The organism is Arthrobacter sp. zg-Y820 (genome assembly GCF_030142155.1).
Taxonomy (GTDB): domain Bacteria; phylum Actinomycetota; class Actinomycetes; order Actinomycetales; family Micrococcaceae; genus Arthrobacter_B.
Genome location: NZ_CP126247.1, coordinates 1,565,207 through 1,588,363, shown reverse-complemented (window position 1 = coordinate 1,588,363; position 23,157 = coordinate 1,565,207). Strand labels below are relative to the sequence as shown.

Annotated in this window: 23 protein-coding genes; 19 read left to right on the top strand and 4 right to left on the bottom strand. The window is 63.0% G+C overall.

Annotated elements, in window-relative coordinates; translation table 11 throughout:
• Position 1: 1 nt before the first annotated feature.
• Positions 2 to 1,039: a cell division protein ZapE gene (zapE, locus tag QNO08_RS07055; protein ID WP_229966997.1), complete on the bottom strand. Its 1,038-nt coding sequence runs from the start codon at positions 1,037 to 1,039 to the stop codon at positions 2 to 4.
• Between the two features lie 386 nt (positions 1,040 to 1,425).
• On the opposite strand from zapE, the gene QNO08_RS07050 reads away from it, so the two are divergent.
• From QNO08_RS07050 to ybaK, 3 genes are all read left to right on the top strand, one after another.
• Complete coding sequence (locus QNO08_RS07050) at positions 1,426 to 2,331, top strand: sulfurtransferase (protein WP_229966840.1); 906 nt, start codon at positions 1,426 to 1,428, stop codon at positions 2,329 to 2,331.
• Positions 2,332 to 2,404: 73 nt separating this feature from the next.
• Positions 2,405 to 2,890, top strand: coding sequence for a SufE family protein (locus QNO08_RS07045; protein ID WP_229966841.1), 486 nt, complete (start codon positions 2,405 to 2,407; stop codon positions 2,888 to 2,890).
• A 2-nt stretch (positions 2,891 to 2,892) separates the two neighbouring features.
• Positions 2,893 to 3,396 (top strand): Cys-tRNA(Pro) deacylase, encoded by a 504-nt coding sequence (gene ybaK, locus QNO08_RS07040; protein WP_229966842.1) that lies wholly within the window; start codon positions 2,893 to 2,895, stop codon positions 3,394 to 3,396.
• Positions 3,397 to 3,403: 7 nt separating this feature from the next.
• Here ybaK and QNO08_RS07035 read toward each other — a convergent pair whose 3' ends face one another.
• Entirely contained in the window at positions 3,404 to 4,693 is a 1,290-nt protein-coding gene (locus QNO08_RS07035; RefSeq protein WP_229966843.1) for an alpha/beta hydrolase family protein, read from the bottom strand.
• Between the two features lie 569 nt (positions 4,694 to 5,262).
• Here QNO08_RS07035 and QNO08_RS07030 point away from each other — a divergent pair.
• The 7 genes from QNO08_RS07030 to QNO08_RS07000 all read left to right on the top strand — a co-directional run bounded on the left by QNO08_RS07030 (position 5,263) and on the right by QNO08_RS07000 (position 13,682).
• Positions 5,263 to 7,050 carry an ABC transporter substrate-binding protein gene (locus QNO08_RS07030; protein WP_229966844.1) on the top strand — a complete coding sequence of 596 codons (1,788 nt, stop codon included), beginning with the start codon at positions 5,263 to 5,265 and terminating at the stop codon, positions 7,048 to 7,050.
• 102 nt (positions 7,051 to 7,152) lie between these two features.
• The gene (locus tag QNO08_RS07025; RefSeq protein ID WP_229966845.1) at positions 7,153 to 8,190 is read left to right on the top strand and encodes an ABC transporter permease; all 1,038 of its coding nucleotides are present in this window, start codon (positions 7,153 to 7,155) and stop codon (positions 8,188 to 8,190) included.
• A complete protein-coding gene (locus QNO08_RS07020) occupies positions 8,187 to 9,119 on the top strand; it encodes an ABC transporter permease (RefSeq protein WP_229966846.1) in 933 nt (310 codons plus the stop codon). The genes QNO08_RS07025 and QNO08_RS07020 overlap by 4 nt, the downstream gene beginning before the upstream one ends.
• 2 nt (positions 9,120 to 9,121) lie before the next feature.
• Positions 9,122 to 10,810, top strand: coding sequence for an ATP-binding cassette domain-containing protein (locus tag QNO08_RS07015; RefSeq protein ID WP_229966847.1), 1,689 nt, complete (start codon positions 9,122 to 9,124; stop codon positions 10,808 to 10,810).
• The gene (locus QNO08_RS07010) at positions 10,807 to 11,625 is read left to right on the top strand and encodes a serine hydrolase (protein ID WP_229966848.1); all 819 of its coding nucleotides are present in this window, start codon (positions 10,807 to 10,809) and stop codon (positions 11,623 to 11,625) included. The genes QNO08_RS07015 and QNO08_RS07010 overlap by 4 nt, the downstream gene beginning before the upstream one ends.
• A 33-nt stretch (positions 11,626 to 11,658) precedes the next feature.
• Positions 11,659 to 12,480 carry a serine hydrolase gene (locus tag QNO08_RS07005; RefSeq protein WP_229966849.1) on the top strand — a complete coding sequence of 274 codons (822 nt, stop codon included), beginning with the start codon at positions 11,659 to 11,661 and terminating at the stop codon, positions 12,478 to 12,480.
• Positions 12,477 to 13,682 carry a C39 family peptidase gene (locus QNO08_RS07000; protein WP_229966850.1) on the top strand — a complete coding sequence of 402 codons (1,206 nt, stop codon included), beginning with the start codon at positions 12,477 to 12,479 and terminating at the stop codon, positions 13,680 to 13,682. Before QNO08_RS07005 ends, QNO08_RS07000 begins: the two co-directional genes overlap by 4 nt.
• Before the next feature lie 32 nt (positions 13,683 to 13,714).
• Here the strand turns inward: QNO08_RS07000 and QNO08_RS06995 are convergent, their stop codons facing one another.
• Complete coding sequence (locus tag QNO08_RS06995) at positions 13,715 to 14,851, bottom strand: M20/M25/M40 family metallo-hydrolase (RefSeq protein ID WP_229966851.1); 1,137 nt, start codon at positions 14,849 to 14,851, stop codon at positions 13,715 to 13,717.
• Positions 14,852 to 14,954: 103 nt separating this feature from the next.
• Here QNO08_RS06995 and QNO08_RS06990 point away from each other — a divergent pair, with 103 nt between their 5' ends.
• The 5 genes from QNO08_RS06990 (at position 14,955) to QNO08_RS06970 (ending at position 19,432) form a co-directional block, all read left to right on the top strand.
• Positions 14,955 to 15,761 (top strand): hypothetical protein, encoded by an 807-nt coding sequence (locus tag QNO08_RS06990; protein ID WP_229966852.1) that lies wholly within the window; start codon positions 14,955 to 14,957, stop codon positions 15,759 to 15,761.
• Between the two features lie 143 nt (positions 15,762 to 15,904).
• The gene (locus tag QNO08_RS06985; RefSeq protein WP_229966853.1) at positions 15,905 to 16,480 is read left to right on the top strand and encodes a MurR/RpiR family transcriptional regulator; all 576 of its coding nucleotides are present in this window, start codon (positions 15,905 to 15,907) and stop codon (positions 16,478 to 16,480) included.
• On the top strand, positions 16,477 to 17,637 hold the full coding sequence (menC, locus tag QNO08_RS06980) for an o-succinylbenzoate synthase (RefSeq protein WP_229966854.1): 1,161 nt from the start codon (positions 16,477 to 16,479) through the stop codon (positions 17,635 to 17,637). The genes QNO08_RS06985 and menC overlap by 4 nt, the downstream gene beginning before the upstream one ends.
• On the top strand, positions 17,627 to 18,679 hold the full coding sequence (locus tag QNO08_RS06975) for a dipeptidase (protein WP_229966855.1): 1,053 nt from the start codon (positions 17,627 to 17,629) through the stop codon (positions 18,677 to 18,679). The genes menC and QNO08_RS06975 overlap by 11 nt, the downstream gene beginning before the upstream one ends.
• Positions 18,680 to 19,432 carry a type 1 glutamine amidotransferase gene (locus QNO08_RS06970; protein WP_229966856.1) on the top strand — a complete coding sequence of 251 codons (753 nt, stop codon included), beginning with the start codon at positions 18,680 to 18,682 and terminating at the stop codon, positions 19,430 to 19,432.
• A 20-nt stretch (positions 19,433 to 19,452) separates the two neighbouring features.
• On the opposite strand, the gene QNO08_RS06965 is transcribed toward QNO08_RS06970, so the two are convergent.
• Complete coding sequence (locus QNO08_RS06965; protein WP_229966857.1) at positions 19,453 to 20,838, bottom strand: C1 family peptidase; 1,386 nt, start codon at positions 20,836 to 20,838, stop codon at positions 19,453 to 19,455.
• A gap of 167 nt (positions 20,839 to 21,005) precedes the next feature.
• Between QNO08_RS06965 and QNO08_RS06960 the strand changes: the two genes are divergently transcribed.
• The 4 genes from QNO08_RS06960 to QNO08_RS06945 all read left to right on the top strand — a co-directional run bounded on the left by QNO08_RS06960 (position 21,006) and on the right by QNO08_RS06945 (position 23,079).
• Positions 21,006 to 21,497, top strand: coding sequence for a hypothetical protein (locus tag QNO08_RS06960; RefSeq protein ID WP_229966858.1), 492 nt, complete (start codon positions 21,006 to 21,008; stop codon positions 21,495 to 21,497).
• Positions 21,498 to 21,511: 14 nt separating this feature from the next.
• Positions 21,512 to 21,985, top strand: a complete 474-nt coding sequence (gene msrB, locus QNO08_RS06955) for a peptide-methionine (R)-S-oxide reductase MsrB (protein ID WP_229966859.1) — start codon at positions 21,512 to 21,514, stop codon at positions 21,983 to 21,985.
• Positions 21,986 to 21,991: 6 nt separating this feature from the next.
• Complete coding sequence (locus QNO08_RS06950; RefSeq protein WP_229966860.1) at positions 21,992 to 22,537, top strand: flavin reductase family protein; 546 nt, start codon at positions 21,992 to 21,994, stop codon at positions 22,535 to 22,537.
• 200 nt (positions 22,538 to 22,737) lie between these two features.
• A complete protein-coding gene (locus QNO08_RS06945; protein WP_229966861.1) occupies positions 22,738 to 23,079 on the top strand; it encodes a ferritin family protein in 342 nt (113 codons plus the stop codon).
• Positions 23,080 to 23,157 lie beyond the last annotated feature (78 nt).

The window sequence follows — 23,157 nt, the reverse complement described above, 5'->3', positions numbered from 1 at the left end:
ACTAGGCCGCTTCCCCGGTCTGACCCTCGCGAGCCAGGGCGGTAAGCCTGGACACAGCACGGAAGTACTTCTTCATGTACCCACCGTTCATCATTTCCTCAGTGAAGAGCTGATCGAACGGAACACCACTGGCGAGAATCGGAACATCCTTGTCGTACAGCCGGTCCGCGAGGACCACAAAGCGCAGGGCAACCGACTGCTCGGTGATGGTGCCGACGTTGTGCCACGCGACGGCGTCGATACCGCTAATGAGCTGACGGTAGCGGCTGGGGTGCACGGTGGAGAGATGGTTGATCAGGGCAGTGAAATCGTCCTCGGCCACCACCTTTCCGCTGAACTCCGCGGTAACCCGGCTTTCGAGCTCGTCTTCGGCAACGGGATCGGGAGACTGCGGCAGACCGCGGTGCCGGTAGTCCTCACCGTCAATGCGCACGACGTCGAACTGGTCGGCCAGAACCTGGATTTCCCGCTGGAAGTCGACGGCGGCAAAACGCCCCTCGCCCAGGGAACCGGGCAGGGTATTGGACGTGGCAGCAAGCTTGACGCCGGCATCAGCGAGCTCCCGCATCAAACGGGACATCAGAACGGTGTCGCCCGGATCATCGAGCTCGAATTCATCGATGCACACCAATTTGTAGGTGCTCAGGGCATCCACGGTCTTGCGGAAGGACAGTGCACCAACCAGGTTCGTGTACTCGACAAACGTTCCGAAGGCCTTGGGGCCCTCAACCGAGTGCCACAGCGAGGCAAGCAGGTGCGTCTTGCCGACGCCGAACCCACCGTCCAAATAGAACCCGGCCTTGGAATCGGGCTTTTTGGCGCCGAAGAGCCTGCGCAAACCGGTCGGCTCGGGAATGTCGACGGCGGCAGCAAAGTTCCGCATCGAGCTCACCGCATGCGCCTGGGAGGGCTGCGATGGATCCGGACGGTAGCTGTCGAAGGAAACTGAGCCGAACCGCGGAGAAGGGAAGAACCCCTTCAACAGGTCATCTGTCGAGACCTGGGGAGTCCGCTCTGCAAGGTGCTCCACTTGTGCCACTGTGCGCAATCCGTCCATCCGATGTTGATAGGTGTCAAAGGTTCCCACGGTAGTGCTGCCAGTGGTACCAGATCTGCCGCCGGCAAAATTGCCGCCGTTGCAACGATACGCCAAGAGGGCCCAGCCACCGGATTTCCGGGACGTCCCCGTTGAGATTGAATTCCGGACAAGCGCTCAGCTGCGAGCGCGGGCCCGTCCGGCCATCGGCGCAAATGGCCCGGCACAAATAGCCCGGCACAAAGTCAGGGCACAAAAGTTCGGGCACAAAGTTCGGAGACATCAGCAGACCATCGGAAGTTTTCGTCCGCACGCGTCGTTAGGCTAGAGGTAAGCCCGTGCCAGCCGCCTTCGCGGCGGCCGATCCGAAACCGAAAGAGGCCACATACATGTCGATTGCCCCGGACACCGCATCCAAGTTTGCCGACTATGCCCATCCCGAGCGGCTCGTCTCCACACAGTGGCTCGCCGACAACTTGGAAACTGACGGGCTGGTGGTCCTGGAATCAAACGAAGACATCCTGCTCTACGAGACGGGCCACATTCCAGGTGCACGGAAAATCGACTGGCATACGGATCTCAATGACACCGATACCCGAGATTTCGTGGACGGAGAGTCTTTCGCGTCGCTTATGTCCCGCAAGGGCATTACCCGCGATTCGACAGTCGTCATTTACGGCGACAAGAGCAACTGGTGGGCAGCCTACGCACTGTGGGTCTTCACCCTCTTCGGCCACGAGGACGTTCGCCTGCTCGACGGCGGACGGGACAAGTGGATTGCGGAAGGCCGGGAGCTGACCACGGACAAGCCGCAGGTCGCGGCCACTGATTATCCCGTCGTCGAACGCAACGATGCGCCGATCCGCGCCTACCTGCCCGACGTCCTTGCGCACCTGGGCAAGGGCCCGCTGATCGATGTCCGCTCTCCCGCCGAATACACCGGCGACCGCACCCACATGCCGGACTACATGGATGAGGGCGCCATGAAGGGCGGCCACATCCCGACCGCCGCATCGGTGCCGTGGAGCAAGGCTGCCGCTGACGACGGAACCTTCCGCACACGGCCCGAGCTGGAGGCGCTGTACAAGGACCAGGCCGGACTCCGGGAGGGCGACGACGTCGTCGCCTACTGTCGGATCGGCGAACGTTCCAGCCATACTTGGTTTGTACTGAAGCACCTGCTGGGTTTCGACTCGGTCCGCAACTACGACGGGTCCTGGACCGAATGGGGCAACGCCGTGCGGGTTCCGATCGCTAAGGGCGAGGCACCCGGAGAAGCTCCGGCAGCACGCTAGGCCGCGGCAGCACAGCACCTCAGCACCGGCACAACACACCAAGCACCAGCACCACAGCGGAGAGACGAAGCATATGACCACGTCAGCACTACCGACCGTACCGGCACAGCTTGCCGAAATCATCGAGGACTTCCAGGCCCTCGAAGAAGTGGAGCGGCTGGAACTGCTCCTGGAGTTTTCGCGGACCCTTCCTCCCCTGCCGGATCGGCTGGCCGAGCACCCGGAACTGCTCGAACAGGTCGTTGAGTGCCAGTCGCCGCTGTTCCTGACCATCGAGGTGGATGACTCCCCCGAGCGCCGGGTCCAGCTGTTCTTTTCGGCACCGCGGGAGGCTCCCACCACCCGCGGTTTCGCCAGCGTCCTCCACGAGGGGCTGAACGGACTGCCGGCCGCTGAGATTCTCGCGGTGCCGGCGGATGTTCCGGACCGGCTCGGGCTCACCCGGGCCATCACTCCCCTGCGGATGCGCGGAATGTCAGCAATGCTCGGACGCATCAAGCGCCGGCTCGAGCAGGATGCAGCATCCAGGGACGCTGCGGACAGCGGAAAGCAGGCATAACCATGGCGGGTCGAGGAAAGACATCAGGAAGTGCGACGCCGGCAACCCGGGTCCTCGACGCCGCAAAAGTTCCGTACGAGACACTGAGCTACACGCACGACCACGATGCGCCGTCGTACGGTCTGGAGGCCGCGGACAAACTTGGGCTGCCGCCGGAATCCGTGTACAAGACACTCATGGTGGACCTCGGCGGACGGCTGGCGGTGGCCATGGTTCCGGTGGCGTACAACCTGGACCTGAAGAAGTTCGCCGCACTGATGGGCGCCCGGAAGGCCAGCATGGCGCACCGGGCAGAGGCCGAACGGCGCACCGGCTACGTTGTGGGCGGCATTTCACCGCTGGGGCAGCGCCATCCCAGCGCCGCCGGAATCGATTCCTCCGCCGAGCTGCTGGACACCATCTACGTCTCCGGCGGCCGGCGGGGCTTCCAAATCGGACTGTCACCGTTTGACCTGATCCGGCTGACCTCCGCACTCTCGGCCCCTATCGCGGGACCCAAGAGCTGAGCAGCTCTTAGCCCTTCGGCGTGTCCGCCCGGCGCTCTGCGGGATGCCGGGTGCGGCCCAGAACGTTGTTCAGCCAGACCAGGACCGTGGTCTCCCACCGCTCCGGGTCAACGTTGTATTCCTTGGTGTGACCGGCCTTGGAGAACCGCTCGAACGTCACCACGCCCGGGTTTTTCTCCGCCAGCTCAGCCGAGGGGCCAAACGGCACGAATTCGTCGTCCTCGCTGTGCAGAATCAGGGTGGGGATCCGGATTTCCTCGGCTCGAGACACCCAGTCCATGCTCTTGAGGTCCAGCGGCGCAGCCAGACCGGTCAGCGCGCGGCCTGCCGGATTGGAGATCAGCCACTGTCCCAGACGGCCGGACTGCACCGGAATCCGGTTCAGCCGGGCGTGGTGGCTGAGCACATCGAGCCAGTTGATCACCGGTCCGTCGAGCACCAGCGCGCGGATGTGACGGCGCAGCGGTGACCGGTCGGCCGCCTGCAGGCTGACGGCACCGCCCATGGACCAGCCGAAAAGCACAACGTCCTTGGCCCCGTGCGCCAGCGCGTAGCGGATGGCGCATTCGACGTCGTGCCACTCCGTGAGGCCCAGCCCGTACCGGCCGTCGGAGGCATAGGGGGCGTCGCCGTCGTTCCGGTAGGAAATGAGCAGGCTCGTCATTCCCGCCTCACGCGCGGTGCGGACGGCACGCAGGCCCTCCGTGCGCTGGGCCCCCCGGCCGTGGACCATGATCGCCCAGGTGGCGGCGTCGGCGTCGGCCCGCACCAGCCAGGCCGGCGCCAGCCCGCCGTCCACGGCAATGTTCACTTCCTCTTCGGCCAGCCCGACGGAGGTGGGCGATTCGTAGATGGCGCCGCTCCACCAGCCGCGCACGGCTTTGAGCAGGTCGCCGCTGTAGATTTCTTCGACATCCCGCTGCACCGTGCCTTCCCGCGGCTCGTAGGAGCGGATGGCGCCGATCCGGGCGTGGCCGGCACCGCCGTCGAAAAACAGGCTGTAGGTGCCGTCAACGGTGGTGTCTTCGTTGGCGGGCAGAATGACCTGCTTGCCGTGTTCGGAATCGATGACGGCCAGGATTTGCAGGTTCGCATCCCGGGTCCGGCGCGGGGTGACTACTTGGCGGGCGAAATACACTCCCAGACCGGACGTTGCAGCGAACAGCGCAGCGGTTGCCGCCGCCCCCATTCCGGCCCCGAATGCCGTCCATTTGATCCACGGGGCCGAGAGGCCGGTTGGCGGTGCGGGTTCGGCGGGAAGGGCCTGGAACGGAAGCGCGGGAATGGAGATAGCCATGAGTCCATTCTGACTGATAGTTCATCGTGCCGCAGCGCGCCCATGCCGCCGGTGGGCCAAGTGTCACTGGCAATACACCCGCCCTTCCCCGCCGGCAGTGCGAGGAAACCGTTTCCACTGCTGTCTAACCGGGCCCGCAAGTGCCCCGGGCGGCTTGCGGGTACGGGCTCAGCTGCCTGGAAGAATCAGGCGCCCAGCGGGCGTTTTCATGCCTTGGAGTCTGGATAGGTTCCGTAAGTTCCCAGTAACAATTCCGCATCAATGCTTCATTGAGGAATGAAATCCGACGCCGCAGGCACTGCCGAAGGCGCCGAAATCAGCTGAGGGTGAGCTTGTGAGTTATCAAAATGTTTTCTCGACATCTACATCATTTGTCAGAATGCTGGCTTTTCTACCGCAAATTGGCGGTTCTGCTTAACTGGACGCGTTCTATTGACTTCACCACCCCCTCCTATATTCTCCAGAGACGGGACCAGCGCACGGCGTAGGGCGCCAGACAAAAACGAAGGAATACGATACATATGGGATCTTCCGCAAAAAGCCGACCCAAATGGGTTCGTTCATTCCAAATGGCCACGGCGTCACTGGCTCTGGTGGCGGGAAGCATGGGCGGCGCTGCCACACCGGCGCTGGCAGCTGAAACGGCACCCGCTGCCGAGGGTAACGAAACCTTCCGGATTGCCACCGCGGGGTTCGTGGACTCGTTCAACCCATTTACGTCGATCTACTTATTGCCGACTAATTCCATCCGTTACATGTACGAAAGCCTCGTCCAGAATGATGCCAAGGACGGCTCTCCAACGGCTGGCCTCGCACAGGACTGGGAATCCACCCCGGACGGAATGCAATGGACCTTCACGCTGAATGACGGGCTGAAGTGGTCCGACGGGGAACCAATCACCTCCGAGGACGTTAAATGGACATACGAGCAGATGATGACCATTCCTGCCATGGGCACTGCTAACGGCAACCTGGTTTCGAACTTTGAATCCATTGACACGCCCGATGACAAGACCGTCGTGATCAACCTCAAGACCCCCCAGGCCCCGAACCCGGGAACCGAGATCCCCGTTGTCCCGGAACATGTCTGGTCGGAAATCTCCGATCCCACCACCTATCCGAACGACAAGGACGTAGTCGGCTCCGGACCCTACTTGCTGGAAAGCTACCAGGCGAACCAGTCGATCGATCTGAAGGCGAACCCCAATTTCTGGCGGGGGGCGCCGAATATTGGTGCAATCCAGTACGTCTACTACACGAACTCGGACGCCCAGCTGCAGGCCCTGCGCGCAGGAGAGGTCGATTTCGTCACAGGCCTAACGCCCACGCAGTTCAAGGCCTTGGAAAATGAAGCAAACATCACCACCCAGGCCGGGGAAGGCCGCCGCTTCACCGGCATCGGGATCAATTCCGGCTCCGAAACCCCGGAAGGTGTCGCCTACGGAACCGGCCACACCGGCCTGCAGGACAAGGCGGTGCGCGAGGCCATGCGTTTGGGCATCGACACCGAATCCCTGCTGACACAGGTGCTCGGCGACTACGGCACCCCTGCAACCAGCTTCATCCCCTCCGCCTTCGCCCAGTGGCACCTGCCGAACGATGACAGCGCCATTGTGGGGTTCGATCCAGAGGTTGCCAAGAAAACTCTCGACGATGCCGGTTGGGTTGCGGACAGCAACGGAATACGTTCCAAGAACGGCGAAACGCTCGAACTGCGGCTGCTCGTGGACGCGGCCAGCTCCAACGAGCAGTCAATGTCCGAATACCTCGTTCCCTGGATGAAAGACATCGGCATCGCGCTTGTTGTGGAGTCGACCGACTCCGATACCATCTCGGACAAGACCGCCAAGGGTGACTACGATCTGTACTTCACGGGGTGGAGTGTGAATCCGGATCCCGACTACCAGTTGGGTATAAACACCTGCGCTTCGCGTCCGGACGCCGAAGGCAACGGGGCAACCAGCCAGGATGGCTACTGCAACCCGGAATTTGACCGGATGTTCGCGGAACAGCACTCAGAACTCGATGCCGAAAAACGTGCCTCCATTGTTCATGACATGCTCCGGATGCATTACACGGACGCGGCTCAGATCACCCTTTGGTATCCGCGCTCCCTCGAGGCTTACCGTTCCGACCGTTTCACCGGCTTCACGCTTCAGCCGGAACAGAACGGCATCATCGCCAATCAGGCCGGTTACTGGGGCTTCCTGACCGTCGACAGTGTCCAGTCCGCCCAGGTTGAAAGCTCCGACGGAAACACCGGCCTCTGGGTCGGGCTCGGAGCCCTGGCTGTCGTCGTTATCGGCGGCGTCGCCTTCGCCCTGAACCGCCGCAAATCCGCGGGTGACCGCGAGTAGCTCTCCCGTTCGATGGCAGGGTCGGCGTAGTGCAACAAAGTGCGCCGGCCCTGCCGTCAGTTCGGACCAGTCTGACTCCTGAAAGAAGAAGAGAGCGCTGATATGTCCGCTGCAACAGCACCCATTGGGGCGGTGAAGGCAGAACAGGAATCACCTGACCAGGTCGATTCCTCCTTTATCCGCTACGCGGCGTCCAAGGCGGGCGGTGCACTGATTAGCTTCGCCATGGTCATTCTGCTCGGGTTCTTCGCCTTCCGTATCCTGCCCGGCGACCCGGTCCGCCGAATCGCCCAGGAACGACCGATGAGTCCTGAACAAATTGCCGAGTTGCGCAGCCAGTATGGGCTGGATAAACCGCTCCCTGCCCAGTTCTGGGATTACATAGTCAATATCTTCAGCGGCAACCTGGGTGAGAGTTATGTTTACCGCAAGGCGGTCAGTTCGCTCATCGCTGAGTACATCGGCCCCACTCTGGTGCTGACGGCCACCGCTGCCCTAGTGGCCATCGTCCTCGGGCTGTGGCTGGGCCAGCACGCCGCTTGGAAACGCGGCTCCTGGTTTGACCGGGCGGCCACGGGGATTTCCCTGGTGTTCTGGTCCGTACCCACCTTCTGGCTGGGACTCATCCTGTTGATGATCTTCGGCGGAACCCTTCGCTGGTTTCCAACCGGGGGGATGGTGACGCCCGGGCTGGAGGCCAGCGGCATCGAATACGTGATCGACGTTGCCCGGCACATGGCCCTGCCGGTGGCGAGCATGGTGGCGGTCGTATATGCGCAATACCTGCTGGTGATGCGGGCATCGCTCATTGAAGAAATGTCCTCCGACTACCTGACCACGGCCCGGGCAAAGGGCCTCCGGGACGATCTGGTCCGCCGACGGCATGCCGTGCCAAATGCAATGCTCCCAACCGTCACCCTCGTTTTCATGCACATCGGTGGACTCATTGCGGGTGCTGTCACCGTCGAAACAGTTTTCTCCTGGCCGGGTCTCGGCAAGCTGACCTACGAGGCCATCAGCGGACCGGACATGCCGCTGCTGCAAGGTACCTTCGTGGTCTTTTCGACCATCATCATCATCATGAACCTGGTTGCCGACCTGGTCTACCGCCAGCTTGACCCGAGAGTGAGGCGGTCATGAGCACCGAAACCGCACGGAACCGCAAGCCGCAGGCCCAACTTTCACGCCGCCAAATTGTCCGCCGGCGCCGCCTGGCAGCGGCCGCCAACGTCCGGAAGCAGTTCTGCCGGAGCAAGACCGGCCTGCTGGGGGCAGTATTCCTGTCAGTGGTAATCCTGGCTGCCATTTTCGCCCCTGTGCTCGCCCCCCGATCCATGCTGGACGTCACCCTGTTGATGGACCAGCCGCGCTTCGCTCCCCCCTCCTGGGAGCACCCGCTGGGGACCGACCACCAGGGCCGGGAACTTTGGGTCCGGATGCTCTGGGGAGCCCGCGTGTCGCTGATCGTCGGCATCGCCGCCACCGCCATGTCGATGTTCATCGGCACACTGGTTGGCATGGCAGCCGGGCACTTCACCGGGCTGACCGCAGGGGTCATCATGCGTTTCGTTGACTTCTTCCTGGTGCTGCCTTCCCTCATCCTGGCGATTGTCCTGTCCTCGGTGCTCTCCCGCGGCGTCCTGACAATCGTCATCGCCATCGGGGTGACGTCATGGGCGGGCACAGCACGTGTGGTCCGCGCACAAACACTCTCTGTCGAGTCCCGGCCCTACATTGAACGGTCGAGGGCGCTCGGAGCCGGGCACCTGCACATCATTATGAAACACCTCTTCCCGGCGGTGCTTCCCCTGGTCATGGCCAACACGACGCTGACTGTGGGCTCGGCAATCATCGCCGAATCGACTCTGGCGTTCCTCGGGCTGGGCGACACGACCCAGCAATCCTGGGGAACCATCCTAAAGAACGCCATGGACGTCTCGGCGGCAACCAGCGGCTACTGGTGGTATGTCATCATCCCGGGCCTGGCCATCCTGCTGGTGGTGCTGGCATTCACCCTGGTGGGCCGTGCCTTTGAATCAATCACCAACCCCACCATGAGGAGCCGGTAGACATGCCAGATCTCGTCTTCGACAACGTCTCCATCAGCTACTCCACCACCGGCAGCGGCCGCGGGGTGATCCAAGCCGTCAAGAACGTAAGCCTGGCCCTTCCGGCAGGCGAAACACTGGGCGTAGCCGGCGAATCGGGATCCGGGAAGTCGACGCTCGCCATGAGCGTCCTCCGGCTGCTTCCCTCCAATGCCCGCGTCGACGGCAACGTGCTGGTCGGCGACAAGAACATCGCCGACCTGACCTTCGGGCAACTGCGCGCCGTCCGATGGTCCGAGGCCTCCATCGTGTTCCAGGGCGCTATGCACTCGCTAAACCCGGTGCAGATGGTCGGAGTACAGATCATTGAGGCCCTGGAACTGCATGTGAAAGGCAGCTGGACTACCGAGGCTTCCCGCCGGCAGCGCCTGGGCGATTTGCTGCGGCAGGTCGACGTCGACCCGGCGAAAGCCAAGTCCTACCCGCACCAGCTCTCGGGCGGACAGAAGCAGCGCGTCATGATCGCCATGGCACTGGCCTGCGAGCCGGACATTATCATCGCCGATGAACCGACCACTGCCCTGGACGTCATCGTTCAGGCCCAGGTACTGCAGGTACTGAAGGAACTGGTCACCGGCCGCGGCATCTCGCTGCTGATGATCAGCCACGACCTTTCCGTCCTGGCGGCCGCCTGCGAGCGGATAGCCGTAATGCGGGGAGGGGAAGTGATTGAGGTCGGCGACTCCCGGCAGATCTGCACGAACCCCCAGGCCGCATACACCAAACAGCTGGCCGATGCGTTCCCTGAGATAGGCGACCCCGAATCCCGGCTCAACCCAGTGACCCGCCGGGACTACGCCAAACCCGCAGCAACACCGTCGGCAGTAAGCGGCGAGGTTCTCCTCGAAGCCAAGAACCTGAACGTCACCTTCCACACCGGTGGAAGAACGGTTCGGGCAGTACGGAACGTGGACCTGCAAATCCACCGCGGTGAGATCCTGGCCCTGGTGGGCCAGTCCGGTTCCGGCAAGTCGACCCTTGCCCGCACCCTGCTCGGTCTGGAGCTGCCGGATTCAGGAGGTGAAATCCTGTACGGCGGCAAACAGCTGGGCCGCACCACCCGGCAGCTGCGCGCATTCCGCAAGGAGGTCCAGCTGATCCTCCAGGACCCCAGCGCGTCGCTGAACCCAAAGCTTTCGGTCTACGAATCAGTGGCCGAGGGCCTGCGGATCCAGAAGTACCCGGGCGATGAACGCGAACAGGTGATCCGCAGCCTGGAGAACGCGGAGCTGATCCCCGGCGAGGACTACTTCGGTGCCATTCCGCAGGAGCTCTCCGGCGGACAGCGCCAGCGCGTAGTGATTGCCGGTGCCTTGGCCATGGACCCGCAGATGCTCATCGCGGATGAGCCCGTCGCTTCCCTCGATGCCTCAGCACGCGGCGAGGTCCTGGCCCTGCTGCTGAACCTCAAGCGCAGCCTGGGCCTCTCGGCTCTGGTCATCACCCACGACCTGGGCCTGGCCTGGAATATTGCCGATACCGTGGCCGTCATGGTGGACGGCGAAATTGTCGAGAGAGGACCTGCCGAACAGGTGCTCCTGGATCCGAAACACGAGTACACGAAGCGGCTGCTCGCCGCCGCCCCGATGATCCACCGGGACCTCGAATCCGGTGCCCCCGTCCGAACCGCGGAAGGCGGCAGCACCTCATGACCTTTACGCTGCCCGAACTCGATGACCGGGTCACCTGGTCCATACATATTCTGGACGCCGATACCCGACAGGTGGCGGCGACCCACCACTCCGACACCGTGTGCCGGACCGCCAGCATTGGGAAGGTGTTCCTGCTCATCGACGTCGCCCGCCGCATAGTCGACGGGCGGCTGGACCCGCACCGGTTGATCGAGATCCCCGAAGAGCACGTCGTCGAGGATTCCGGCTTGCTCTACCGCATGTTCGAACAGCGCATCACGGCCTACGACGCTGCTCTGCTGGTCGGCGCTGTCAGCGACAATCTGGCTACCAACGCCCTCATCCACCTCTGCGGGCTCGACTCCGTCCACGCCGTGGCTGCGGAACTCGGATACAAGGACACCGCGCTCCTGGACTACATCCGCAACGAACGTGGTCCCGGCCTGCCCTGGACCCCGTCCTACGGGACAGCGGCTGAGCTCAGCGACCTGATGATTCGGCTCAATCGGGATGAAATCCTGAACAAATCAGTCTGCGGGCTGGTGAGCCGATGGTTGGCCGCGGACACTGACACCTCGATGGTCGCTGCCGGGTTCCTTCTCGATCCGCTAGCCCATGATGAGCCCGAGTACCAGGGCATGGAGCTGCGGCATAAGACCGGCAGTACGAGCTTCGCGCGCGCTGACATCGGAATTCTCAACGGTCCGGCGCGCAGTGTGGCCTATGCGGTTGCTGCGAATTGGAGCGATGAATCCGGAGACTTGCGGGCACTGGTGCTCGGGGCCATGCACCGGATCGGTGATTCCATCCGGGTGCTCGTCACCGGTCTGCCATGACCCGGCGACACCTGCCGATGGAGGCATAAGAGCATGGAGCGCCAACAGATTCTCGACCGCTTGGATAGCCCCGGCATCGCGTGGTCCGTGAGCGCCTTCGACATTGATTCCGGTGCCGAGGTCCTCTCATATGAGCCGGACCGGGCGCTGGATACCGCCAGCGTCGGCAAGGTCTTCCTGCTGCATTCGGTCCTCAGGCTCGAAGCAGAGGGCCGCCTCAACCTCGATGAGCAGGTCACCCGCCGACCGAACGAGTGGATGGACAACTCCGGGCTGTGGCACCAGCTGCAGGCCGGGACCCTGAGCATCTATGACATCTGCACACTGATTGGTGCGGTCAGCGACAATGCAGCCACCAACACCATGTGCCGGAGGGTCGGCCTGGACGTCATCCACGCACACACCAGGGAGCTGGGAATACGTTCCTCGTCCCTGAATGACATCGTGCGGTGGCCGGTTCCGGCCGGGTTTCCGACTAGCCTTTCCACCGGCTGCGCCACGGAGCTCAGCGGTTTCGTCTCCCGTCTGGCCCGCAACGAACTGCTCGACGCAGCCGGATGCGACACACTGCGGCGGTGGCTGGGTGCCGGCGTGGATTGCTCCATGGTGGCTTCCACCTTCAACTTCGATCCGCTGGCCCATGACTACTATGACCGCGGACTGTGGCTGTGGAACAAGACGGGAACGACCAGCAGCGTGCGCGCCGACATTGGCGTGCTGTCGACGTCCGAAAGCCGGGTGGCCTATGCGGTGCTAGCGAACTGGGAACGGGGCAGCGACCACCGTGATGCGGCCATGGACGCAATGCGCGACGTCGGTGTGCTGCTTCGCGGGCATGTTCAGGGCAGCGCATGACCGGCCCGGCTCCCCGGATACGCTTTCATGATCTGGGCAGGGACCCCGGTTTCGCTGCCGGAACTCTTGCGGGTCTCGTGTCCGGGGACAACGGAGCGCTGCGCATCGACGACACAACGGCGGGCGCGACCGGCCCGGCGAGTCCCCGGCCCATCCCCCCGGAGAGCGGCGACCAGCGCGGTGTGTCGACCTCTCCTGTTATTGAAACCGGCTTCCCGGCCGGCGAGGCTGTTCTCTCGTGGCATGCCGTTACACCCACCGCAACCTGGCTGGAAGCCGCCTTACGGGTCCGGGGGGCGGACGGGTGCTGGAGCAGATGGTTCGTTCTGGGCCACTGGGCGGGCGGCGACGACTTCGCATCGGGCGATATCCGGCGAACCACCATCGACGGACAGTCTGACGCTGCCGGCCGGGTGCTGAACGACACGTTCCGTGCTGCGCAGGACCGCCCCTTCCATGCTTTCCAGGTCCGGGCAACGCTGGTGCGGCCCGCCGGCTCGACTGCCCCGGTGCAGCTGGCGGCCCTGTATGCCATGGTCAGCGCACCGCCGTCGGACGATCTGAAACCGACCAGTGCCTTCACACTGGACAAGGGACTCGCACTAGATGTCCCGCGCTTCCCGCAGATGATCCATGCCGGCTGCTACCCGGCGTTCGCCGGCGGGGGTGCTGCCTGGTGCTCCCCCACCGCCACCAGCATGGTGCTGTATTACTGGGGCCGGGAGGTCGGGGCCGAGTTGCTCGAATCCATCGAGGCGCCCCAGGGCGACCCGCACATCATTTGGGCGGCGCAGGGCGTCTATGACCATGGCTACGAGGGGACCGGGAACTGGGCGTTCAATGCTGCTTATGCCGCCGGGTTCGGGCTTCGGGCCTTTGTCACGCGTTTGCGTTCCCTCGCCGAAGCCGAAGCTTTCATTGCCCTCGGAATTCCGCTGGTCGTTTCGGTTTCATTCACCAGGGAGGAACTCCCGCAGGCCGGTTATGACACGGACGGGCACCTGTTGGTGATCTCGGGGTTCACCGGGGAGGGAAACGTCATCGTCAATGATCCCGGCGCCGCCTCGAGCGGCGAGGTGCGGCGCGAGCTGGACCGGGCACCCTTCGAGAGCGCCTGGTTGAAGGGAAGCGGAGGCATCACCTATGTCTTTCACCCTCCCGGCGTGCCGTTGCCCCCGTCACCCGGGGAGCCCAATTGGTAACCCCCGTACTGCCCCCGGTAGCGCTCCGGCGCCTAACGCTGCAGAAGCGCGGCCAGCAGCGCGGTGCGGCGGTAAAGGTCCGGGAGCAAAAAGTGTTCATCCGCTGCGTGAGACCCTGCACCGGCCGGCCCGAAGCCGTCGATCGTGGGAACCCCCAGGGCTCCCACGAGGTTGGTGTCCCCGGCTCCGGCTGCCGGTCGTCCGGTGGCGTCCCAGCCAAAACCTTCGGCCAGGAGCGACACTTCCCGGAGCAGCGCCGCGTCGGCGCTGGTGGCTTTCCAAGCGGGGCGGCTGCTGAGCACCTTGGTAGTCACCACGGCACCCCTCCGTACGGGCGCCAAATCCGCAAACCGCTCCAGGACCGCACGCTCCGTCACGGCATCCAGGAATCGGAGCCCAATTTCAGCACTGGCCTGGCCGGGCACCACATTGGCCCGGGTCCCTCCGGAAACAGTCCCGACATTGAACAGGACCGGAGCCGAGAGCGAGGCTTCCTCGACAATTCCGCGGAGAACGAGGAGCTGGTCGACGAGTTCGTCGATCGCCGAGACACCCTTGTCGGGGTCAAGCGCGGCATGCGCTTCATGGCCAGTGACTTCCACGTGGATCCGGGTGGATCCGCGGCGGCCGACTTTGAAGGCACCATCCGGATGCGGGGATTCGAAGCCGATGGCCCCGGCCGCTCCTGCCACGGCCCGGCGCACAAGGTCCTGGGAGGTCGGGGAACCGATTTCCTCGTCCGCGTTAATCAGGATGCGCACACTGCGGCGGGGACGGCCTTTCAGGAGTTCCAGTGCCGAGAGGATCATGACCAGCCCGCTTTTCATGTCGAACGCTCCCGGCCCTCGGACCACCCCGTCCTGCACCGACCAGGGCAGGCTCGTGTCCAGGGTTCCGCTGGGCCATACGGTGTCGGAATGTCCGATGAGCAGCAGCGGGGCTTCCTCCGTGGTTCCCGGGGCTTCGATCAGCAAGTGGGTTCCTGCCTCGGCGCGGACGGTTTCGATCTGCACGTCGAGGGCGCCGAACCATTCGATCAGCACGTCCGTGATCCGGGTGCTCGCCTCCCGGTCCCCCGAGGGCGACTCGATCTCCACCAAGTGCCTGACCCGCTCCAGAATCAGGTTTTCACGACGGGCAACAGCAGCTCGCATTTCATCTGGCGTCAAAATGACCCCTCAGGATAAGAAACGTATATTGCAGAAAGTAACTGACAAACATGCTGAAACATAGCATGCAGCTAACCCGCCCTCGGAGTTTACGGATCACATTATGACCAGAATGAATGAACTGCGGAGCTGGTCCTTACCAACGGGCCAGAAGTGCTTCAGCGGACTGCTCACGAGCCACGACGCGTTCCAAGAAGCCAACGACCTCTACAGCAGAGTCTTTGGCTACGAAGCAAAGGGGTATGGCCTAAACGTGAACTTGTTGAGCGCCCTGGTGCGCAACGGCGGCTCAGCGGTCGGCATCTGCAACGAGGAGTCGAGTTTGATCGGTTTCGCCTACGGGTTCACCGGCTTCGACGGCGGTATGCCCTACCACTACTCGCAGGCCACCGTGATTGACCCGCGTTACCAGGGCCAGGGGTGCGGCCGGATCCTGAAAAACTGCCAGCGCGATCTCACGCTGCGCCAGGGAGTCCGGGCCATGCGGTGGACCTTCGATCCGATGCTCGCTCGAAACGCGCACTTCAACCTGAACTCGCTGGGCGCCCGTGGAATCGACTTCATCGAGAACTATTACGGGCGGGAGTACACAGACCGGATCCTCGTCGAATGGAAGTTTGGGCCCGGTTCCGAACATTCCGAACCCAAACAGATGCCCGTTCCTCCCGAAGGCCTGCAGAACGAGGAATTCGGTGCGCTGATCCCCGACGGGGAGGCCTACTGGATACCGGTGCCGGCCGGGCTCCCGGCAGACGGCGACCCCTACGGCAGCCAGGCCCGGACCCGCGGACGGTTGGCATCGAGCCTGAAGGACATCTTCGACGCCGGCTTTACTCTCGTCAGTTGCCTGCCTGCAGGGCAGCTGACTTCCGCTTACCTGGCCAGCAGGGACCGTCCGGAAGGAAAATGATGCAGGAGCAACCAGGCACCGCGGATCCAGGGAAACCTCTTGACCAGGATTATGAGCTGAATCGTTCGCTTGAGTCGCCGGAGGACCGTTTCGGCGTGCGGCTGAGGAAGAATTTTTCAGCGGAGGGACTCCAAGAAAGGCTCATGGAAACCGAGACTGCATCCCTGGCCAATTCCTTCACCCATTTGCGCTACAGCGGGGCCGTGCCGCAATCCGCGGCCATCATTCTTGGCGCCCGGCGGAAATACATTGCCGGAGAGGGCAAGTCCTCTGCCTACGCCGCCCTCTTGAATGCCGATTTGGCCTCAACGCTGTCCAACGTGTTCCTGATCGACGGACACTCCCTGAACCCGCTGGATGTCCTCAGCGATGTGCGCAGCTCGGATGTCCTGATCTTGTTTTCGTTGCGCCGGTACCGGAAGGAAACAGTGATGCTGGGCAGGCTCTTCCAACAGGCCGGCGGACGCCTGGTGGTGATCACCGACAGCGAGGACTCACCCCTGGCCCGGGACGCCGCCGCGCTGATCGCGCTCAATACCGGTTCTGCCTCCTACGCCGATTCGCCCACCTCCATAGCGGCGGTGTGTCATTTGTTGAGCACGCTGACGGCGGCCAGCGCAAAAGGTGCCCGTCGCCGGCTCGGCACCCGCGGCGCCATAGGAAAATCCATGGGCCTCTACTTCGATCCGACCGATGAAAATGAAAAGGGTTTTTCATGAAGATCACCCGTGTCCGCCTGTTCGAGGTGGAGTTGCCGCTCGTCCACAGCTTCCAAACCAGCTCGCATAAGAAGTCCAGCCTCACGCACATCCTGGTGGAGCTGACCGACGAGCATGATTCCACCGGCTGGGGCGAAGTCGCTTCCTCCACCCATCCATATTTCACTTCTGAAACCACTGACACCGCTTGGCTGATGGCTACCGGATACCTGGTTCAGTCCGTGCTCGGAGTCGAGTGGGAGCACCCCGGCGACGTTGACGGCTGCTGGGCCAAAATCCGCGGCCACGAATTCGCCAAGGCGGGGTTCGCCGGTGCCGCCTGGGACCTGTGGGCCAAGGCGAACAGCCAGTCGCTGGCCGCAGGGCTGGGCGGCACCCGTTCGGTGGTCCGGTCAGGAGTCTCGCTGGGCATAGAGCCGACCATCGATATCCTTCTGGACCAAGTCGACAAGCAGGTTTCAGCCGGTTACGGACGGGTCAAGCTGAAGATTGCACCGGGCTGGGACGTCCTGCCGGTTCAGGCCGTGCGCCAGGCTTACCCCGCACTCGACCTGCATGTGGACGCCAACGGTGCTTACGGCTCAGACACCTCCTCCATGGACCGGCTCGCCCAACTGGATGCGTACCGCCTGACCATGATCGAACAGCCGTTTGCCCCCCGCGACTTTCCCGCCCACGCCCGGCTGCAGGAACGCATCGCCACCGCAGTGTGCCTCGACGAGGCCGTGGTTCAACTCGACGATCTGCGGACCATGATCGCGATGAAGGCCGGCCGGGTCCTGAACATTAAGGTGTCCCGCATGGCCGGGCTGACCGTGGCCAAAGCCGCCCATGACCTGGCGTGGAACGAGGGGATCCCTGTTTGGTGCGGCGGCATGCATGAATTTGGAATAGGCCGGGCGGGTAACGTGGCGCTTTCCTCCCTCCCCAATTTCACCTTGCCCTCGGATGTTTCAGGTTCGGACAAGTACTACGCCCGGGATGTCATCACCCCGGCTATTACTGCCCGCGACGGCGCTGTCGATGTTCCCACCGGTCCGGGCATCGGGTTCGCAATCGACCATGCCTGGATAGCGCACAACCAACTGCGGTATTTCGATTCCGAAGTGCCTGCAGACCAGTCCGGCCGGCAGCAGGGAACCGCAGATGAGTACTAGCCACTTGCCACAAATCCCCGTCATTGACGGGCACAATGATTTCCCCTGGACGGCACGCACCACGCGCGGATACTCCGTCGAGGGAATGGAGGACGACAAGCTCAGTCTGCACACCGATATTCCGGCGCTCCGGAAAGGCGGTGTTGCAGGACAGTTCTGGTCGGTGTGGGTCCACAGCGACATCGGCGGCGCAGACGCGGTCCAAGCAACGCTGGAACAGATCGACTTCGTGCACCGGATGGCTGCCCGGTACCCCGACACGTTCCGGCTAGCGTCCACCGCAGACGATGTCCGCCGGAGCATGCAGGATGGCCGCGTTGCCTCGCTGATCGGAGTCGAAGGGGGCAGCCAGATCAACGGTTCGCTGGCCGTGCTGCGCAGTTATGCACGTTTGGGTGCCCGCTACCTGACCCTGACGTGGACCTCCAGCAGCAGCTGGGCCGATTCCGCCACCGACGCCGCGGTCAATAACGGCCTCACCGCATTCGGCCGGGAAGTCATCGCCGAAATGAACCGCATCGGAATGCTGGTGGATTTGGCCCACGCCTCCATCAAAACCATGCACGATGCCTTGGATGCATCCACCATGCCCGTGATCAACAGCCATTCCGGCGCCTATGCGGTCAACCCCCATCCGCGCAATGTCCCCGATGACGTGATCCGACGTGTGGCCGCGGCCGGAGGTGTCCACATGGTGACTTTCGTACCCTCATTCATGTGTCCGGAGCGCCGCGCATGGGTGGTAGCCGGTCAAAAGGGCCCGATGCCGCCGGTGGATGTCCGCACCGTAGCAGACCATATTGACCATGTGCGGTCCGTCGCCGGCATCAACGGAGTTGGCCTGGGCGGTGACTTCGACGGTACTGACGCGATGCCGGAGGGGCTGGACACGGTTGCCGGCTATCCGAACCTCTTCGCTGAACTGTCGCACCGCGGGTGGGACAACGATGACCTTCGCAAACTTGCTTCCGGAAACGTCCTACGGGTGCTCGCGGGTGCAGATGACGACTACCGCTCTTTCGTGCGGGCCGGAACCAACTGAGTGGGAGCAATCATGGAAAATGAAAATCCGTCCGACCCGCCGAAAGTGCTCGTGGTGGCTAACTCCCGCCAGAGCGGGTTGCGCCGCCTGGAACCTTGGTTCCGCGATGCCGGACTTGACCTGGACATCAGGTTCGGCGGCGACGGGCTGCCCGAAACCCTGGCGGCTTTCGACGGCCTGGTAATGCTCGGCGGCGGGCTGATGCCCGATGACTACGAACAAGCTCCCTGGCTCCCTCGGGAACGCAGGTTGGCGCAGCAGGCCATTGCCGGGGACATTCCGACGCTGGGGATCTGCTTGGGCGGGCAGTTACTGGCCGACGTTGCCCGAGGAGAGGTGAAACGGAATGACGGAACGCCGGAACGGGGCGCCGTACGTATTCGGGTGACGGACGAGGGAGCCTTGGATACGGTCATATCCGCCTTTGCCCCGGAGGCTTTCCTCATTGAAAACCACCAGGACCGGATCACTGCTCTGCCGGCAGGCGCCGTCCTCCTCGCGTCCAGCTCGGACTGCACCAATCAGGCATTCCGGTTGGGCGAACGCGTTTGGGGGTTGCAGTTTCACCCGGAGGTACAGGCGGAAGAACTCAGGAACTGGGACGACGCTGCTCTGGCCGAGCAGGGGCTGAGCCTCGGTCAACTCGTCGAGGCAGCTCTTACCCACGACACCGACAGCGCCGGCCGCTGCGCCGCCATGGCCTCCGCGTTTGCCGTCCATGTCTGGGAAAACCAGGCTCATCGAGTGGGCTGAGGACTTTCAACGGGCCGGGCTCAGGCAAGTGCACCCATCGGATCCCATGCCGGAAGGACCAGCGGCTCCCTGGACAGGGCATCTTTTAAAGGCCCGGTAAGACGTGACTTATTCACCACGACTTCAAAAACGTACTCGTCGAACCATGAGTCGTCCATGGTGCAGAATCCCTTGTCGAACTTTTCGCTGCCCCAGCTGTTTTCGACGCGCCAGCGCCGAGGCCGCCCATTAACGAGGTCGACACCAGTGAAGAGCATGGCATGGGTCATTTCAGAATCCCGGTAACGCACCCGGTCTTCCTTCGTGGACACCAAGTCGACCCCGTAGACGCCCGAATAGTCGAACAGGTCACCGGCCCATACTCCGTCCTTCTCAGACATCTGCGGGGAAACATCGCATCCGAACCACACCGGTTCACCATCCACAATTGCTGCTGCCGCAAGCTCCCGCATGACTTCAATATCGGCATTGAGGTAAAGCACCGGATTTCCGCCAACGACATTTCCCAGATGATCCACCGTCAGCGGTGTGTTTTTAGGGTGCTCCAGACGCGGATCGTCAACGAGGCATACGTAGTCATCCAAATTCATGTCGGTGAATTTCCGCAGAAACTCCTGCGGGGTGAAGGTGCCGGCGTTGCAGTATTTCTTGTTGTCATCATTCCAGGCCCATTCGAAATCCTTCGGCGGTGTTCCCAGATGGATGGTCAGGATCGCGTGGAAATCCCTGAGTATCCGTTCCTTATGTGCTGCCACCTGCTCCGGCAGCGCACCGGCAGTGATTGCCTCCCGCAGGACCCCGGCTTCCTTGCGCAGGTGGCTGCTCAGGGACTTGTTCATTGCGGAGGTATTCGAGGATGACTCCGTTTCGGGCATGACCTCCTTCGGCACCGCACCGTGCTTGGTGAAGATGCTAACGGCCATATTCCACTGACCGCCGTCATTCATGACGTTGCCCAGCAGAAAGGAAAGAAGCCGGTCATCGACGCTTCGGCCGGAAAGCGTGATCATATCTTCCAGGAAGGCGTTGGCCCGTTCCAGCTTGTCCCAGTACATGGCGTGGTTCTGGCTGAATTCGAAGTTTTTGAGCGACAGTTTCTTCCGGGCGTCTGCCCGAAGCAGGTTCAGCGCAGCAAAGAGCCAGCACCGGCCGCTTTTTTTCTGATCAACAGCTTCCCAGTCATCGAGTCTGTGTGAAATGCTTCCGGGCACGGAGAGCAAACGGGAACGGTTCAGGGCAATGTCGTTGATCGCGACCGATGTCACTGCATTCTGTGCACGCAGACGCCGGGGATCGGAGGCAAACCCCTCGTCGAAAGCCTGCACCGTAGCCGGGCTCAGTTCACCTTGGCGTGCAGATGGCCCGCTCATGGCCACCGTGCCTTTTTCTGCTGCATTGATCGACAAGATGCCTGCTCTCTTTCACTTCGGGAGGGCCATTCCGACGGCGTCAAAAAACTGAGTATACGTTTCGTCCATTTGCCACAACAAGGCTTTTCCGGACTGGCTTCTTTACGCTCCTCTTCAATTCCGGCACTCATCCGGTCATTCGCGCCGTAACGTAAGCTGGCCGCATGACTGCAACAATCGTGGTGCTGACCGAAGAGTCCCTGAACGACGTCGACATTTCCAACCTGCAGTATCTGGTGCAGGACAATCCCGCCCGGTTTGATGTGCTGGTCCCGTCGGATACCGGCCGAAATCTGCTGGTGGATGTGCTGGACAACCTGAGCCTGCTGGAATTCGCCGCTGCCTTCCGCGAGCTGACCGGAGGCAAGCAGACCAAGGAGCAGGAAACGAAGGAAGCCGAGGTGGAGCTCGCCGAATCGCTGCAGCTGCTGAAGGCGTCGGGCTTGGAGGCCACCGGTTCGGTTACCGGTGAGGATCCCGTGCAGGCGGTGGTGGCCGCGGCGAAGGCCTCGGATGCGCAGCAGGTTGTGGTCATCACCACTCCGCATGCCGTGGAGGACACGTTCCGCACTGACTGGGCGAATGAGGCGCAGGACCGGCTGGGAGTCCCGGTGCTGCACCTGTATTCCGGTTCGGGATTTATTGGCGACTCTTAAGCGTTGACGCGACTATGACTGAAGACACCGCCGGAACCGTACCGGTACAAAAGACAGATGACCAGTGGCGCGAGGAACTGAGCCCGGAGGAATTCCAGGTTCTGCGCAAGGCCGGAACCGAACGCCCCTACACCGGTGAATACTGGGATACCAAGACCGCAGGCGTGTACCAGTGCCGGGCCTGCGGCAGCGAGCTGTTCACCTCGAGTGAGAAGTTTGATTCGCACTGCGGCTGGCCCTCCTTCTTCGCACCGCTGGCCGAGGGCAAGGTCCGCTACATCCACGACCGCAGCATGGGCATGGACCGCGTCGAGGTCCGTTGCGCCAACTGCGACTCGCACATGGGCCATCTGTTCGAGGGCGAGGGTTTTGACACCCCCACTGACCAGCGATTCTGCATCAACTCCGTCTCCGTGAAGCTGGTTCCCGCAGCCGCAGGCTCCGACACGGGTTCCGCCGACGGCACGCAGCACGACGCCGCCAAGTAGGAGTTCATGGAACACGGCGTTTTCCCCGGCGAGCTGGTTCCCTCGCCGGAGGTGACCGACGAGGCGATCAACAGCTACCGCCTGCTGAGCGCCGACATTGCCTCCGGTGTGGCCGTGGTGTCCACACGGCTGCGCGGCCGGGACTACGCGGCCACGGTCAGCGGCTTCCTCTCCGTGTCCTACGATCCGCCAACGCTGCTGGTGAGCCTCTTCGCCGAAGCACGGATCGCCGAGGCCGTGGTGGAGAGCGGCACCTGGGCGCTGAGCCTGCTCTCCGCCCGCCAGCGCGGCACGGCAAACTGGCTGGCAAGCCCCGGTTCGCCGCTGGAAGGCCTGCTCAGCCAGGTGGACTACGGCCGCGGGCCGGTCACCGATGCTGCCATCATCGACGGGTGCATCGCCTGGTTCGAGGTGCGCACCACTCAGGTTACGACGGCGGCCACCCACCAACTGGTTGTCGGCGAAGTGGTGGCGATGGGCCGGCGGGCCACGCCCGACGACGAGGCGGACCCGCTGGTGCACTTCGCCTCCGCCTATGCCCGGCTGGGGTAAGCGGGTAGCGTTCTGTCCCTGCCCGGCGGGACCGGCGTTTTTGCCGGTCCCCGCCGGGGCCTGGGCCTCGACCATTGTTTCCGTCCGGGGCCAACCGTAACCTCGAATGACAGGGGACGTAACGCAGGAGCCGCAGAATTCCACTGGCTCCTCGACAGCCCGGACATCGGCCTGAACCACCGGCCGCACCAGGAGACACCATGGGCACTGAGCAGTATCACGAGCCGCCATCCGAACTTCCCGCAGAGACCCGAACCTTCGCCAGGATGTGCGCCAGCCTGAGCGAAGAAGCAGAAGCCATTGGCTGGTATGTCCAGCGGATCGCTGTGGAACCCGATGCCCAGTCCCGCGCGATCATGCACGATTCCCTGGGCGAAGAGTTCAAGCACTTCAGCATGGAACTGGAGTTTTTGCTCCGCCGGACTCCGCTGTGGCGGGAGATCGCCCACGGCATCCTCTTCACCGACGGCGACATTGTGCAGCACGGTGAGGCGTCCGAGGCCGAAGCCACCGAAGGCGAGCCCGATGCCTCCGGCAGCTAGGCCGGGTTCCCGGCACGCACGTCCGGCGGCTATGCCGGCTCCCCTGCACTCAGCCCTACTGCTTAACCAGGAGGTGTT

Bases quoted from the DNA above. Each gene is read 5' to 3' on its own strand.
- QNO08_RS06945 (WP_229966861.1), top strand. From the start codon at position 22,738: ATGGGCACTGAGCAGTATCACGAGCCGCCATCCGAACTTCCCGCAGAG.
- QNO08_RS07030 (WP_229966844.1), top strand. From the start codon at position 5,263: ATGGCCACGGCGTCACTGGCTCTGGTGGCGGGAAGCATGGGCGGCGCT.
- msrB (WP_229966859.1), top strand. From the start codon at position 21,512: ATGACTGAAGACACCGCCGGAACCGTACCGGTACAAAAGACAGATGAC.
- QNO08_RS07045 (WP_229966841.1), top strand. From the start codon at position 2,405: ATGACCACGTCAGCACTACCGACCGTACCGGCACAGCTTGCCGAAATC.
- QNO08_RS06985 (WP_229966853.1), top strand. From the start codon at position 15,905: ATGGAAACCGAGACTGCATCCCTGGCCAATTCCTTCACCCATTTGCGC.
- ybaK (WP_229966842.1), top strand. From the start codon at position 2,893: ATGGCGGGTCGAGGAAAGACATCAGGAAGTGCGACGCCGGCAACCCGG.
- QNO08_RS07000 (WP_229966850.1), top strand. From the start codon at position 12,477: ATGACCGGCCCGGCTCCCCGGATACGCTTTCATGATCTGGGCAGGGAC.
- QNO08_RS06990 (WP_229966852.1), top strand. From the start codon at position 14,955: ATGACCAGAATGAATGAACTGCGGAGCTGGTCCTTACCAACGGGCCAG.
- menC (WP_229966854.1), top strand. From the start codon at position 16,477: ATGAAGATCACCCGTGTCCGCCTGTTCGAGGTGGAGTTGCCGCTCGTC.
- QNO08_RS06960 (WP_229966858.1), top strand. From the start codon at position 21,006: ATGACTGCAACAATCGTGGTGCTGACCGAAGAGTCCCTGAACGACGTC.
- QNO08_RS07020 (WP_229966846.1), top strand. From the start codon at position 8,187: ATGAGCACCGAAACCGCACGGAACCGCAAGCCGCAGGCCCAACTTTCA.
- QNO08_RS07050 (WP_229966840.1), top strand. From the start codon at position 1,426: ATGTCGATTGCCCCGGACACCGCATCCAAGTTTGCCGACTATGCCCAT.
- QNO08_RS06975 (WP_229966855.1), top strand. From the start codon at position 17,627: ATGAGTACTAGCCACTTGCCACAAATCCCCGTCATTGACGGGCACAAT.
- QNO08_RS07005 (WP_229966849.1), top strand. From the start codon at position 11,659: ATGGAGCGCCAACAGATTCTCGACCGCTTGGATAGCCCCGGCATCGCG.
- QNO08_RS07015 (WP_229966847.1), top strand. From the start codon at position 9,122: ATGCCAGATCTCGTCTTCGACAACGTCTCCATCAGCTACTCCACCACC.
- QNO08_RS07035 (WP_229966843.1), bottom strand. From the start codon at position 4,693: ATGGCTATCTCCATTCCCGCGCTTCCGTTCCAGGCCCTTCCCGCCGAA.
- QNO08_RS06950 (WP_229966860.1), top strand. From the start codon at position 21,992: ATGGAACACGGCGTTTTCCCCGGCGAGCTGGTTCCCTCGCCGGAGGTG.
- QNO08_RS07010 (WP_229966848.1), top strand. From the start codon at position 10,807: ATGACCTTTACGCTGCCCGAACTCGATGACCGGGTCACCTGGTCCATA.
- QNO08_RS07025 (WP_229966845.1), top strand. From the start codon at position 7,153: ATGTCCGCTGCAACAGCACCCATTGGGGCGGTGAAGGCAGAACAGGAA.